An 11,700-nucleotide genomic window follows, 5' to 3' on the forward strand; every position below is an offset into this window, starting at 1 on the left:
GGGTGTGGTAGCGTCCTCGGCCCCGCATGAGAGCGAAAGAAAAGGCGAAACCCGTCTCCCGGGCGGCGCTCGCCGGGGAGGCCGATCCCCGGCTCGTCGCGCTGTCCGTCTCCATCCAGGACGACGGCGCCCTGTACGCGGAGGACATCCGCGGCAGCCAGGCGCACGTCACGATGCTGGCGGCGCAGGGCATCGTCCCGAAGGCCGTCGCCAGGCGGATCGTCGCCGCCCTCGACCAGGTGCGCGCGGAGTTCGCGGCCGGGAAGGTCCGGTTCGACCCCGCGCTCGAGGACGTGCACACGCACGTCGAGCGTCGCCTCGGCGAGCTCGTCGGCAAGGACGCCGGGTACCTGCACGCGGGCCGGAGCCGGAACGACCAGGTGGCGCTCGACGAGCGGCTCTTCATCGTCGCCGCCTGCGACCGGTGCGACGCCGCGCTCGAGCGGCTCCAGCGCGCGTTCCTCTCCCAGGCGCGCGCCCACGAGGCGACGATCCTCCCCGGCTACACGCACCTGCAGCGCGCGCAGCCGGTCTCGCTCGCGCACCACCTTCTCGCCTACGTCGAGATGTTCGGTCGCGACCGCGAGCGGTTCGCCGAGGTCCGCCGCCGCGCGGCGATCTCGCCGCTCGGCTCGGGCGCGCTCGCAGGGACGACCCTGAAGCTCGACCGCGAGGCGGTCGCGGCGCGCCTCGGCCTGGCCGGCGTGACGCGGAACTCCCTCGACGCGGTGTCCGACCGGGACAGCGCCATCGAGCTCTCGTTCGCGTGCGCGCTCGCGGCGGTGCACCTGTCCCGCATCGGCGAGGAGCTCGTCCTCTGGACCACGAAGGAGTTCGGGTTCATGACGCTCGACGACGCCTTCGCCACCGGGTCGTCGCTCATGCCGCAGAAGAAGAACCCGGACGTGGGCGAGCTCGCGCGCGGCCGCGCCGGGCGCGCGCTCGGCGACCTCGTGGCGCTCCTCTCGATCGTGAAGAACCTGCCGCTCTCGTACAACCGCGATCTCCAGGAGGACAAGCGGCCGCTGCTCGGCGGCCCCGACGCGCTCGTCCTCACCGCCGACGCGGTGGCCGGGGCGGTCGAGACCGCGACGTTCCACGCCGACCGGATGGAGGAGGCGCTCGGCTCCGGCGAGGCGCTCGCGACCGACGCGGCCGAGTACCTCGTCGAGCGCGGCGTCCCGTTCCGCGAGGCGCACGAGGCGGTCGGGAAGGCGGCCGCGTTCGCGACCGCGCAGGGCCGCCCCATGGCGAAGCTCACTGCCCCGGAGTGGAAGGGCTTCCACCCGAGGTTCGAGAAGGACGTGCTCCGCGTCTTCGACGCCCGGAAGAGCCTCGCCCGCCGCGACCTGCCCGGCGCGCCCGGGCCGCGCCAGGTCCGTCGCGAGCTCGCGCGCTGGGAGAAGGCGCTCGGCAAGAGGCGGTCGTGAGCGCGCCCGCGTCCCGCGCCCGGCGCGCCGCGGCGCTCGCGGCGCTCCTCGCCGCCTGCGGCGTGAAGGGCCCGCCCCGCCCGCCCGGAGCGAAGGATCCCGCCGCGGACGCGCCCGCGGCCCGCGCGCCGGCCTGCGAGTCCGGCTGCGCTCCTGCCCCCGAGGCGCCGCCCCAGGGCGGCGCCGGGCCGAGGAACCCATGAACCACTTCCAGCGGAAGAAGGGCGTGCTCCACGCGGAGCGCATCTCGCTCGAGGCGCTCGCCGAGGCCCACGGCACGCCGCTGTACGTCTACTCGACGGCGACGCTCACGCGGCACTGGAAGGTCCTGCACCGCTCGCTCGCCGGGATCGACCACGTCGTCTGCTACGCGGTGAAGGCGAACTCGAACCTCGCCGTCCTCTCGCTGTTCGCGCGGCTCGGGTCGGGGTTCGACATCGTGTCCGGCGGCGAGCTCTACCGGGTCCTCAAGGCCGGCGGCGACCCCGGGAAGGTGGTCTTCAGCGGCGTCGGCAAGCGGGATGACGAGATCGCGTTCGCGCTCGAGTCGGGCGTTCGGGTCCTGAACGTCGAGAGCGCGCCGGAGCTGGCGCGGGTCTCCATCGTCGCGCGGCGGATGGGCGTCCGGGCCCCCATCGCGCTCCGCGTGAACCCCGACGTGGACCCGAAGACGCACCCGTACATCTCGACCGGGCTCCGCGAGAACAAGTTCGGCGTGTCGATCGCCGAGGCGCGGCGGCTCTACGCGCTCGCCGCCACCGACCCCGCCCTCGAGATCCGCGGGATCGCCTGCCACATCGGCTCGCAGATCACCGACCTCCGCCCGTTCCTCGACGCCATCGCCCGCGTCCGCGCGCTCGCGAAGGACCTCGCGACCCAGGGGATCCGGCTCGGTCACCTCGACGTCGGGGGCGGCCTCGGCATCACCTACCGCGACGAGGAGCCGCCGCACCCGGACGCGTACGGCGCCGCCATCAAGAAGGCGCTCACGGGCTGGGACGGAGAGGTCTTCCTCGAGCCCGGGCGCGTGCTCGTCGGGAACGCCGGCGTCCTCGTCACCCGCGTGCTCTACGTGAAGAAGAGCGGCCGGAAGACCTTCGTGGTGGTGGACGCCGCGATGAACGACCTCGTGCGGCCGAGCTACTACGGCGCGTACCATGGCATCGAGCTCGCCGGCGCACCCCGGAAGGACGCGCGCGAGCTCGTCTGCGACGTGGTCGGGCCGATCTGCGAGTCCTCCGACTTCCTCGCGCAGAAGCGCCGGCTCCCCGAGCCCCGCCCGGGCGATCTGCTCGTCGTGCGGTCGGCGGGCGCTTACGGCTTCGCGATGTCGTCCAACTACAACGCGCGCCCCCGCGCCGCCGAGGTCCTCGTCGACGGCGACCGGGCGCTCGTCGCGCGGAAGCGGGAGACGTACGCCGACCTCGTCCGGGGAGAGCAGCCGCTCCCGGAGCCCGGAGCGGTTCACCGCGTCCGGCGAATGAGCTAGAGTTTCGACCACCCTTCCCCACACGGAGACCGTCCATGCCGCGACTCGAAGGATCGATGGTGGCCATCGTCACGCCGCTCAAGAACGGCGCGGTGGACCTCAAATCGCTCCGGGAGCTCGTCGAGTGGCAGCTCGCCGAGGGAACCGACGGCATCGTCCCCTGCGGCACGACCGGGGAGGGCGCGACCCTCACCGCGGCCGAGCGCGCGGAGGTGATCCGCACCACCGTCGAGGCGGTCCGCGGCCGCGCGGCGGTGATCGCCGGCGCCGGCTCGAACGCCACGCACGAGGCGATCGAGTCGGTGAAGATGGCGAAGGAGCTCAAGGCCGACGCCGCCCTCGTCGTCACCCCCTACTACAACAAGCCCACGCAGGAGGGGCTCTACCGGCACTACACGGCGATCCACGAGGCGGTCCGCTTCCCGGTCGTCGCGTACAACGTGCCGAGCCGCACCGCGGTGGACCTCCTCCCGGAGACGGTCGCGCGGCTCGCGAAGGCGGGCGCGATCGTGGGCCTGAAGGAGGCGACCGCGAACATGGACCGCCAGGTCCAGCTCGTGGAGAAGGTCGGGAAGGACGGCCTGGCCTGGCTCTCCGGCGACGACTTCACCGTGCTGCCGTACATCGCGTGCGGCGGCCACGGCGTCATCTCGGTGGTCGGGAACATCGCGCCGCGCGCGATGAAGGAGCTCGTCGTCGCGGCCCGCGGCGGGCGGTTCTCGGTGGCGCTCGAGAAGCAGGTCGCGCTCGGCGAGCTGAACCGGATGATGTTCGTGGAGACGAACCCGGGCCCGGTGAAGGCCGGCGTCGCGCTCCTCGGCAAGGCCGCTCCGGAGCTGCGCCTCCCGCTCGCGCCGGTCTCCGACGCGAACCTCGCGAAGATCCGCGACGCGATGGTCCGGTTCGGGCTCATGAAGCTCGCCTGACCACACCGAGGACGGACATGACGACGAAGGTGGTGGTGACCGGCGCGGCCGGTCGGATGGGGACGCAGATCGTCCGGATGGTGACGCACGGGCCGGGGCTCGCGCTCCACGGAGCGGTCGACCGGCCCGGGAGCCCCGCGCTCGGCCAGGACGCGGCGGTGCTCGCGGCGCTGCCGCCCGCGGGCGTCGTGGTCGGCGACGACCTCGCGAAGGCGCTCGCAGGCGCCGACGTGGTGATCGACTTCACGAGCCACGACGCGTCGGCGCGCCACGCGGAGCTCTGCGCGGAGAAGGGCGTCGCCCTCGTCATCGGCTCGACCGGTCTCGGCGCCGAGGAGAAGGCGCGCGTCGCCGCGGCGGCGCGGAAGATCCCGGTCGTGTTCTCTCCGAACATGAGCGTCGGGGTGAACGTCGTGTTCGAGCTGGTGCGCCAGGCCGCGAAGGTGCTCGGCGAGGACTACGACGTCGAGATCGTCGAGATGCACCACAAGAAGAAGCGCGACGCGCCGTCCGGCACCGCGGTCCGGCTCGGCGAGGTCGCGGCGGAGGCGCTCGGCCGCGATCCCGCCGAGGCGCTCTGCTACTCGCGCCAGGGCATCCTCGGCGAGCGGCCGCCCTGGCAGATCGGAGTGCAGACCCTCCGGGGCGGCGACGTCGTCGGCGAGCACACCGTGTTCTTCTGCGGAGAGGGCGAGCGGGTCGAGATCACGCACCGCGCGACGTCCCGCGAGCAGTTCGCCCGCGGCGCGATCCGCGCGGCGCAGTGGCTCGCGGGGAAGCCGGCCGGCCTCTACGACATGGCCGACGTGCTCGGGCTCCGCGGCGGGGGCCGCCCTTGAGGATCTGCCGCTTCCGCCGGAGCGGCGTCGAACGCTACGGCGCGATCGAGGGCACCTCGGTCCGCCCGCTGTCCGCCGCGCCCTGGGCGGGGGGCCTCGCCGACGGCGCGCCCGTCCCCCTCGCGGAGGTCACGCTGCTCGCGCCGGTCGAGCCCACGAAGGTCGTCTGCGTCGGCCGGAACTACGTCGCGCACGCGAAGGAGCTCGGGAACGAGGTCCCGAAGATCCCGCTCATCTTCCTCAAGCCCTCGACCTCGGTGGTCGGCCCGCAGGACGCGATCCGCTGCCCCGAGCAGTCGCGGGAGGTTCACCACGAGGGCGAGCTCGGCGTCGTGCTCGGGCGGACGCTCACCCGCGCCACCGCCGCCGAGGCCCGCGAGGCCGTGTTCGGCTACACCTGCCTGAACGACGTCACCGCCCGCGACATCCAGCGCGAGGAGAAGCAGTTCACGCGCGCGAAGGGCTTCGACACGTTCTGCCCGGTCGGGCCGGTGGTGGAGACCGCGTTCGATCCGCTCGACGCCTCGGTGGTCTGCCGGGTGAACGGCGACGAGCGCCAGCGTGGGTACACGCGCGACATGGCCTTCGACGTCTACGCGCTGCTCGCCTTCATCTCCGGCGTGATGACGCTCCTCCCGGGCGACGTCGTCGCGACGGGCACGCCCGAGGGCGTCGGGCCCATCCGCCGCGGCGACTGGGTCGAGGTCGAGGTGCCGGGGATCGGCGTCCTCCGTAACCCCGTCACGTGACCCCCGTGGCGGAGCGCTGGGCTCGACCGCCTCGCCTGGCGCGCCGCGGCGATCCGCGTTAACTCGGGACCGGCATGCTCGCGTACGTCGGCGTCGGCACGAACCTCGGGGATCGGTGGGGAAACCTCACGCTCGCGGCGCGCACCCTCAAGGCGGAGCCGCGCGTCGCCCTGGTCCGCGCCTCGCGGGTCTACGACACCGCGCCGGTGGGCCCGCCGCAGCCCAGGTACCTGAACGCGGTGCTCGAGGTCGAGACCGCGCTGCCGGCGCAGGCGTTCTTCGCGGTGCTCCAGATGGCGGAGAACGCCGCGGGGCGGAAGCGGACCGGCGTCAAGTGGGCGGCGAGGACGCTCGACCTCGACCTGCTCCTCTTCGGGGACGAGGTCATCCGCCGGCCGCCGGCGCTGATCGTGCCGCACCCGGAGATCCCGAACCGCCGCTTCGTCCTCGCGCCGCTCGCGGAGCTCTGCCCCGAGCGCGTCGTGCCCGGCACCGGGCAGACGGTGGCGCAGCTCCTCTCCCGCGCGCCGCCCGGCGACGTCGCGTGCGCCGGGCTGTATACGATCTAGCGGGGGCTGCGCCCCCGCCCCGCCGGCGGAGCCGTCGGGGCCCCACCCCTGCTGCGCGGGGCCCGTGACCTCGCGCGCCTCGCTTCGCGAGGATCGCGCGAGGTCCCCGCGCGGAGGGGCTCCGCCCCTCCCCCCGCCTGCGGCGGGGTCCCTCCACCCCGGTCGGATCGCGGGAGTTCCTTCACCCCGTCTAGTAGGCGCGGGGGTTCCTCGACCGCATCGCGTCCGGAATGCTCAATGCCTCGCGCGCGAGGCGTTCTCGTGCACGCAGAGGATGTTGCCGTCGGGATCCTTGAACCACGCCGCCTTCTCGGCGCCCAGCACCGCGATGTGCCCGACGGTCTTCAGCTCGGGCGTGTCGTAGTCCTCGAACGCGACTCCGCGCCGCTCGAGATCCTTCACCTCGCGGGCGACGTCCTCGACCTCGAACCCCATCGCCGTGTACGGATTGTGGGCGGGCTCGGGGCGCGGCGACAGCGCGAACTCGCCCTCGGTCCCGCGGAACACGACCGAGCCGTCGGCCTGGGTCTCCCCGGCCTCGAGCCCGAGCTTCTCCTCGTAGAACTTCCGCGCCCGCTCGAGATCCACGACGGGCAGGATCGTGACCATCCGGCTCTGGGTCAGCATGACGTCGCTCCTTTCACCGGCGCCGTGTGCCGGCGCAGCGCCCGGGACGCTCGTCTCGTGCGGGGGTCGACGGGAGTGGGGCGTCAGTCGAGCAGCGCGTCGCCCGGCTCGAGCGGGAACCAGGTCCAGTCCGTCGCCGCGAGGAGCGCCTGCTCGTCCGCGTCGTGCGCGGGCGCCACGGGACGCGGCGCGGGCTCCGCCGGCGTGCCCTCGACGAGGCCGCAGGTGCGGAGGACCGGCACGGCGCGCTCCACCGGCCCGTGCACCTCGACGACGCCGCGGCGGTCGAGCGTGACCGCCGCGGCCTCCACCATCGAGAGCACGGCGAGCCCGTGCCGGCCGTCGCCCGAGAGGAACGGGCCGAAGCGCGCGAGGAGCGCCTCCACGGCGGCGCGGGCGAGCGGGCGCGACGTCTGGTACCTCCCCTCCGGGCGGAACGTGCCGGAGCGGAGGAGCACGTACACGAGCGCGAGCGGCTCCGCGAGGACGCCGGCGAGCGCGCCCAGGACGCCGGCCGGATCCGGGGCGACGACGACGAGCCGCTCGGACTCGCCCGGCGGCCGGAGGTACAGCCCGGCGCCGGTGCCGCTCACCTCGGCCTCCGCGGCGGGCGGCCCGCCGCCGCGAGCACCCGGTCCACCGCGGCGGCGGGGAGCGGCTCGCACGAGCCGGCGAGGCGCGCCGCCAGCGCGATGCGGGCGACGCGCTCGAGCGTCTCCATCCGATCGAACGCCTCGGCGAGCGTGCGCCCGAGGGCGAGCGCGCCGTGACGCGCGAGGAGGAGCACGTCGTGGTGGGGCAGGAGCGGCGCGAGCGCGGCGGGGAGCTCGTCCGTGCCGGGCGTCGCGAACGGCGCGAGCCCGATGGGGCCGAGCGTCACCGCGGCCTCGGGGACGAGGTCGTCGGGCGGGGGCACGCCGGCCACGGTGAGCGCGACGGCGGTGAGCGGGTGCGCGTGCACGATGGCGAGGACGTCCGGGCGCGCCGCGTAGGCGGCGAGGTGCATCCGGAGCTCGGTCGAGGCGCGGCCCTCGCCCGCGACGACCGCGCCCGTCCGGTCGACGACGACGAGCGCTCCCGGCGCGAGGTAGCCCTTGTTCACGCCCGACGGCGTGACGAGGAAGCGATCCGGCCCGAGCCGGACGGAGACGTTGCCCTCGCCCGCACCGATGAGGTCACGGGCGTGGAGGCGACGGCAGGTCTCGACGAGCTCGGCGCGCGCGCCGCGGTCGGAACGGGCGGTGCTCTTCCGCGTCACCGCCCGCCTCACAGGATCTTCGCGGCGAGGAGGTCCTGCACGTCGAGGAGCCCCACCGGCCGGCCCTCGGCGTCGACCACGGGCACCTGGTCGATGCGGGCCTGCCGGAGCACGCGGGCGGCGTCGCCGACGAGCGCGTCGGGGCGGACCGTCCGCGGGTTCCGGCCCATCGCGGACGAGACCGGGCGCGCGAAGTCGGTCTCACCGTGCTCCACGAGGCGGCGGAGGTCGCCGTCGGTGAAGATCCCGACGAGCTTCCCGGCCGCGTCGACGACCGCGGTGGCGCCCGGCCGCCCCGGCGTCTCGGTCATCACCGCGACGGCGGCGGAGAGCGGCTGGTCCTCCCGCACCACGGGGTTCGACTCGGCGCCGCGCATGAGCTCGTGCACCTTCATGAGCCCGCGGCCGAGCTTCCCGCCCGGGTGGAAGAGCGCGTACTCCTCGCGATCGAAGGGGCGGCTCGCGAGCACGGTCATCGCGATCGCGTCGCCGATCGCGAGCAGGACCGCGGTCGACGCGGTCGGCGCGAGCTTGAGGGGGCACGCCTCCTCGACGTTGCCGATCGCGAGCACGAGGTCCGCGCCGCGCGCGAGCGGGTTCACGCGGTCCCGGGTCACCGCCACGATCCGCGCGCCGATCTTCTTGAGCGCGGGGAGGAGCCGCAGGATCTCCTCCGTCTCGCCCGAGTTCGAGAGAGCGATGACGACGTCGTCCTTCGCGATCCTCCCGAGGTCGCCGTGGGCGGCCTCGGCCGGGTGGACGTAGAGCGAGGGCGTGCCGGTCGAGGCGAGGGTCGCGGAGATCTTCTGGGCGACGAAGCCGGGCTTGCCCATGCCCGTCACCACCACGCGGCCCTTGCAGTCGAGGATCCAGCGGACCGCCTCGGCGAAGCTCTCGTCGAGGCGCACCGCGGCGATGGCACGCGCCTCGGCGGCGACGACGGTGCGGCCGTGCTCGACGAGGTCGCGGACCCGCGGGCGGGTCGGGGTCTTGGCGCGGCTGCGGGAGAGGCGGACCACGCGAGCTTTCGTGCGGCTGGCCATGTTCGCGCGGATATAGCACTTTCGCCAGGCTTGCGGCAGGGCGCGCGGGTAGGCTATGCAACCCGCCGCCCAGGACCCTTTCGCGCGCCAGGGCCATCGGAGGTCACATGAAGTTCTTCATCGATACGGCGGACGTCGGCGAGATCAAGAAGGCCCTGGCGCTCGGGCTGTGCGACGGCGTGACGACCAATCCTTCGCTGGTCGCGAAGACCGGCCGCGCCTTCGAGGACGTGCTGAAGGAGATCGTCGGGCTCGTCCCCGGGCCGATCTCGGCCGAGGTCACCGCCACCGACGCCGAGGGCATGCTCGCGGAGGGGCGGCACTACGCCAAGTTCGGCAAGCAGGTCGTCATCAAGGTGCCGCTCATCGTCGAGGGGCTCCGCGCGGCGAAGACGTTCGCGGACGAGGGGATCAAGACGAACGTCACCCTCTGCTTCTCGCCGGTCCAGGCGCTCCTCGCCGCCAAGGCAGGCGCGACCTACATCTCGCCGTTCGTGGGGCGGCTCGACGACGTGTCCGAGGACGGCATGTCGATGGTCGCCGACATCATCCAGATCTACCGGAACTACGGCTTCAAGACGCAGGTGCTCGTCGCGAGCGTCCGCCACCCGATCCACGTGCTCCAGGCGGCCAAGCTCGGCGCCGACGTCGCGACCATCCCGTACTCCGTCATCGAGCAGCTCGCGAAGCACCCCCTCACCGACGTCGGCCTGAAGAAGTTCCTCGCCGACTGGGAGAAGGTGCCGAAGGCGCCGAAGTAGCGATCGCCGGGCCGTCCGGACCACCAGCGAGCGTCCGAGCGTGCGCGGTGTCCGCCTCCTCGGGGCCCCGCTTCCCCGCGCCCTCGCCCCGGCGCACCTTTGAGGAGCGCCCCGGGTCCCGGGGCGCGGGGGAGGCGTCTCCATGAGGTGGCTCGCTCGGCTCGCCGTGCCGTGGACGTGTGCGGCCGGTGCCCTGGCCCTGCTCCCGGCCGCCGCGCTCGCGCAGTCCGCCGGGGGCTCGGACCCCGAGTCCGGCAGCCGGAACTTCGCATGGCTGTGGATCGTCGCGGCGGTGCTCGTCATCGCGGCTCTGTTCAGGATGTTCTTCGGGCGGCCCGACCGGCCCGCGCCACCCAAGGCCCCATGACCCCGCTCGCCCGCACCGCCGGACTCGCCCTCGCCGTCACGGCGCTCGTGCTCGCGTTCGCGGCGGCGGCGCAGACGAGCGCCTACGATCCGACTCCGGGGACGACCGGCATCCTGCCCTGGGTGTTCGCGCTCTTCGTCGGCGTGGCGATCGTGGGGATCTTCCTCTTCGTCCTCTGGATCGTCCGCGGCCCGGCCCCGCGCTCGCCGGATCGTCCGCCCGGGGCCGCCCGCCACCGGACCTAGCCGCCCCGGCTCACGCGAGCGTCACGCGGAACAGCCGGCGCTCGACCCACCCGAGCATCTCCACCAGGTCCTCGCGCCGGATCCGCGCCCCCTCGGCGTACTCCTTGAGGCCCAGACACTTCTCGGTGACGAGCCGCACGAGGAGGTGAAGGGCCGCCGCCTCGGCCGGCGTCTGCAGCCGGTGCGCTTCCGAGGCGAGGCGCCGGTCGATCTCCTCGAAGTCGCGGAGCAGGTCGAGCCGCGCGACCTCGAGCGCGAACCGGAGCACGTCCTCGCGCGGCCGCTCGGCGGCCCCCGCCGCCCAGCGCGCGCGGAGCTCCTCGGTCACCCAGTCGACGAACGGGGGCGGCCACGCCGCGAGCTCCGCCGCGAGCTCCTCGGCGAACCGCTCGAGGACGTAGCTCTTCACCGGCTGCTTCTGCCGGTCGTAGAGGTGGTCGAACCGTCGGTCCCGCACCGGCCGATTGTACCCGGCCGCGCTACGCCGCGTCGGTGCCGGCCGCCGCGCGAGCGCCCGCCGGCGCCGCGGCGGGCGCCGTCCGGCTCCGCCCGCCCCGCATCGCGGTGAGGACTCCGCGGCGCACGGGCGCGTCCGTCTCCGCGGCGCGGATCTCGCGGAGGATCACGTCGTAGATCCGCTTGCGGGAGAGGAAGCCGTGGTGCGTCGAGTCCACCTCGACGTTCGAGAGGTGCGGAAGCCCGTGCGTCTCGATGACACCCGACGGGTACGGCGCGGCGTCGTCCCGCTTCGACCAGACGGACGCGAGCCGCACGTGCCCGGGCCAGGCGCCGTCGTGGAGCCGTCGCAGGAACGGGCTGCCCGGGAAGAGCTGCCACAGCGAGCGCGCGAAGAACCCGACCGGCAGCCCGAGGAACGCGAGCGGCGTCCCATGGTGAGGCGTCCCGAGCGTCACCACGGCGCGGGTGCGCCGCCAGCCCCCGAGCTTCTTCACGTAGTACGCCGCGATGAGGCCGCCCTTGGAGTGGCCGACGATCGTGAGCGGCCCGAGCGTCGGATTGCGCGCGTAGATCCGCTCGATCTTCGCCCGCACGAGGTCCGCGAGATCGTCGATGCCGCGCGTGTTGAGGGTGCGCCCGAGGCCGCCGAGGTCGAGCGTGAACACGCCGTACCCGTCGCGGCGCAGGCGGCGCTCGAGCACGTCGAACGTCCGTCGCGACGTGAAGAAGCCGTGCAGGAGGAGGACCGGCCTCGGGCAGCGGGAGAAGTCGGTCCGCTTCTCGACCCGGTTCGACCGGATCCGGCCGTCGAAGATCGCGGCGACCTCCTCGACTTGCCTCGCCACCCTGCGGATCGCCCGTACCACCCGCATCGCCCGCCTCCTGACGGGCAATCTAGCGACCGATCACCGGCCGTGCAGGGGGTCGGGAAGGGTTTG

General features: G+C 73.9%; 16 protein-coding genes. 10 read left to right on the forward strand and 6 right to left on the reverse strand.

The window, feature by feature from the left end:
• Positions 1–26: 26 nt before the first annotated feature.
• The 7 genes from argH to folK all read left to right on the forward strand — a co-directional run bounded on the left by argH (position 27) and on the right by folK (position 6,002).
• A complete protein-coding gene (gene argH, locus AMOR_RS14740) occupies positions 27–1,430 on the forward strand; it encodes an argininosuccinate lyase (RefSeq protein WP_248352310.1) in 1,404 nt (467 codons plus the stop codon).
• Complete coding sequence (gene lptM, locus AMOR_RS14745; RefSeq protein ID WP_248352311.1) at positions 1,427–1,633, forward strand: LPS translocon maturation chaperone LptM; 207 nt, start codon at positions 1,427–1,429, stop codon at positions 1,631–1,633. The genes argH and lptM overlap by 4 nt, the downstream gene beginning before the upstream one ends.
• Entirely contained in the window at positions 1,630–2,919 is a 1,290-nt protein-coding gene (gene lysA, locus AMOR_RS14750) for a diaminopimelate decarboxylase (RefSeq protein WP_248352312.1), read from the forward strand. Before lptM ends, lysA begins: the two co-directional genes overlap by 4 nt.
• Positions 2,920–2,954: 35 nt before the next feature.
• Positions 2,955–3,845, forward strand: a complete 891-nt coding sequence (gene dapA, locus AMOR_RS14755) for a 4-hydroxy-tetrahydrodipicolinate synthase (protein ID WP_248352313.1) — start codon at positions 2,955–2,957, stop codon at positions 3,843–3,845.
• Positions 3,846–3,862: 17 nt separating this feature from the next.
• Positions 3,863–4,684 carry a 4-hydroxy-tetrahydrodipicolinate reductase gene (gene dapB / locus AMOR_RS14760; RefSeq protein WP_248352314.1) on the forward strand — a complete coding sequence of 274 codons (822 nt, stop codon included), beginning with the start codon at positions 3,863–3,865 and terminating at the stop codon, positions 4,682–4,684.
• The gene (locus tag AMOR_RS14765; protein WP_248352315.1) at positions 4,681–5,433 is read left to right on the forward strand and encodes a fumarylacetoacetate hydrolase family protein; all 753 of its coding nucleotides are present in this window, start codon (positions 4,681–4,683) and stop codon (positions 5,431–5,433) included. Before dapB ends, AMOR_RS14765 begins: the two co-directional genes overlap by 4 nt.
• A gap of 74 nt (positions 5,434–5,507) precedes the next feature.
• Entirely contained in the window at positions 5,508–6,002 is a 495-nt protein-coding gene (gene folK / locus AMOR_RS14770; RefSeq protein WP_248352316.1) for a 2-amino-4-hydroxy-6-hydroxymethyldihydropteridine diphosphokinase, read from the forward strand.
• Positions 6,003–6,236: 234 nt separating this feature from the next.
• Here the strand turns inward: folK and AMOR_RS14775 are convergent, their stop codons facing one another.
• The 4 genes from AMOR_RS14775 to AMOR_RS14790 form a co-directional block, all read right to left on the reverse strand.
• Complete coding sequence (locus AMOR_RS14775; protein ID WP_248352317.1) at positions 6,237–6,629, reverse strand: VOC family protein; 393 nt, start codon at positions 6,627–6,629, stop codon at positions 6,237–6,239.
• 83 nt (positions 6,630–6,712) lie between these two features.
• The gene (locus AMOR_RS14780) at positions 6,713–7,222 is read right to left on the reverse strand and encodes a hypothetical protein (RefSeq protein WP_248352318.1); all 510 of its coding nucleotides are present in this window, start codon (positions 7,220–7,222) and stop codon (positions 6,713–6,715) included.
• The gene (locus AMOR_RS14785) at positions 7,219–7,887 is read right to left on the reverse strand and encodes a class II aldolase/adducin family protein (RefSeq protein WP_248352319.1); all 669 of its coding nucleotides are present in this window, start codon (positions 7,885–7,887) and stop codon (positions 7,219–7,221) included. The genes AMOR_RS14780 and AMOR_RS14785 overlap by 4 nt, the downstream gene beginning before the upstream one ends.
• Positions 7,888–7,895: 8 nt before the next feature.
• Entirely contained in the window at positions 7,896–8,930 is a 1,035-nt protein-coding gene (locus AMOR_RS14790) for a KpsF/GutQ family sugar-phosphate isomerase (protein WP_248352320.1), read from the reverse strand.
• A gap of 107 nt (positions 8,931–9,037) precedes the next feature.
• Between AMOR_RS14790 and fsa the strand changes: the two genes are divergently transcribed.
• The 3 genes from fsa (at position 9,038) to AMOR_RS14805 (ending at position 10,303) form a co-directional block, all read left to right on the forward strand.
• The gene (gene fsa / locus AMOR_RS14795; RefSeq protein ID WP_248352321.1) at positions 9,038–9,691 is read left to right on the forward strand and encodes a fructose-6-phosphate aldolase; all 654 of its coding nucleotides are present in this window, start codon (positions 9,038–9,040) and stop codon (positions 9,689–9,691) included.
• A gap of 142 nt (positions 9,692–9,833) precedes the next feature.
• Positions 9,834–10,058, forward strand: coding sequence for a hypothetical protein (locus AMOR_RS14800; RefSeq protein ID WP_248352322.1), 225 nt, complete (start codon positions 9,834–9,836; stop codon positions 10,056–10,058).
• Positions 10,055–10,303 carry a hypothetical protein gene (locus AMOR_RS14805; protein ID WP_248352323.1) on the forward strand — a complete coding sequence of 83 codons (249 nt, stop codon included), beginning with the start codon at positions 10,055–10,057 and terminating at the stop codon, positions 10,301–10,303. Before AMOR_RS14800 ends, AMOR_RS14805 begins: the two co-directional genes overlap by 4 nt.
• Before the next feature lie 10 nt (positions 10,304–10,313).
• Here the strand turns inward: AMOR_RS14805 and AMOR_RS14810 are convergent, their stop codons facing one another.
• Together AMOR_RS14810 and AMOR_RS14815 are read right to left on the reverse strand one after the other, a co-directional pair.
• On the reverse strand, positions 10,314–10,760 hold the full coding sequence (locus AMOR_RS14810) for a hypothetical protein (protein ID WP_248352324.1): 447 nt from the start codon (positions 10,758–10,760) through the stop codon (positions 10,314–10,316).
• Between the two features lie 22 nt (positions 10,761–10,782).
• Positions 10,783–11,634 carry an esterase/lipase family protein gene (locus AMOR_RS14815; RefSeq protein ID WP_248352325.1) on the reverse strand — a complete coding sequence of 284 codons (852 nt, stop codon included), beginning with the start codon at positions 11,632–11,634 and terminating at the stop codon, positions 10,783–10,785.
• Positions 11,635–11,700 lie beyond the last annotated feature (66 nt).

The sequence above is a fragment of the Anaeromyxobacter oryzae genome, from assembly GCF_023169945.1.
GTDB classification, from domain to species: domain Bacteria; phylum Myxococcota; class Myxococcia; order Myxococcales; family Anaeromyxobacteraceae; genus Anaeromyxobacter; species Anaeromyxobacter oryzae.

Excerpts from the sequence above, each read along its gene's own strand:
- argH (WP_248352310.1), top strand. The coding sequence starts at position 27 with ATGAGAGCGAAAGAAAAGGCGAAACCCGTCTCCCGGGCGGCGCTCGCC.
- lysA (WP_248352312.1), top strand. The coding sequence starts at position 1,630 with ATGAACCACTTCCAGCGGAAGAAGGGCGTGCTCCACGCGGAGCGCATC.
- dapA (WP_248352313.1), top strand. The coding sequence starts at position 2,955 with ATGCCGCGACTCGAAGGATCGATGGTGGCCATCGTCACGCCGCTCAAG.
- dapB (WP_248352314.1), top strand. The coding sequence starts at position 3,863 with ATGACGACGAAGGTGGTGGTGACCGGCGCGGCCGGTCGGATGGGGACG.
- folK (WP_248352316.1), top strand. The coding sequence starts at position 5,508 with ATGCTCGCGTACGTCGGCGTCGGCACGAACCTCGGGGATCGGTGGGGA.
- AMOR_RS14775 (WP_248352317.1), bottom strand. The coding sequence starts at position 6,629 with ATGCTGACCCAGAGCCGGATGGTCACGATCCTGCCCGTCGTGGATCTC.
- AMOR_RS14790 (WP_248352320.1), bottom strand. The coding sequence starts at position 8,930 with ATGGCCAGCCGCACGAAAGCTCGCGTGGTCCGCCTCTCCCGCAGCCGC.
- fsa (WP_248352321.1), top strand. The coding sequence starts at position 9,038 with ATGAAGTTCTTCATCGATACGGCGGACGTCGGCGAGATCAAGAAGGCC.
- AMOR_RS14800 (WP_248352322.1), top strand. The coding sequence starts at position 9,834 with ATGAGGTGGCTCGCTCGGCTCGCCGTGCCGTGGACGTGTGCGGCCGGT.
- AMOR_RS14805 (WP_248352323.1), top strand. The coding sequence starts at position 10,055 with ATGACCCCGCTCGCCCGCACCGCCGGACTCGCCCTCGCCGTCACGGCG.
- AMOR_RS14815 (WP_248352325.1), bottom strand. The coding sequence starts at position 11,634 with ATGCGGGTGGTACGGGCGATCCGCAGGGTGGCGAGGCAAGTCGAGGAG.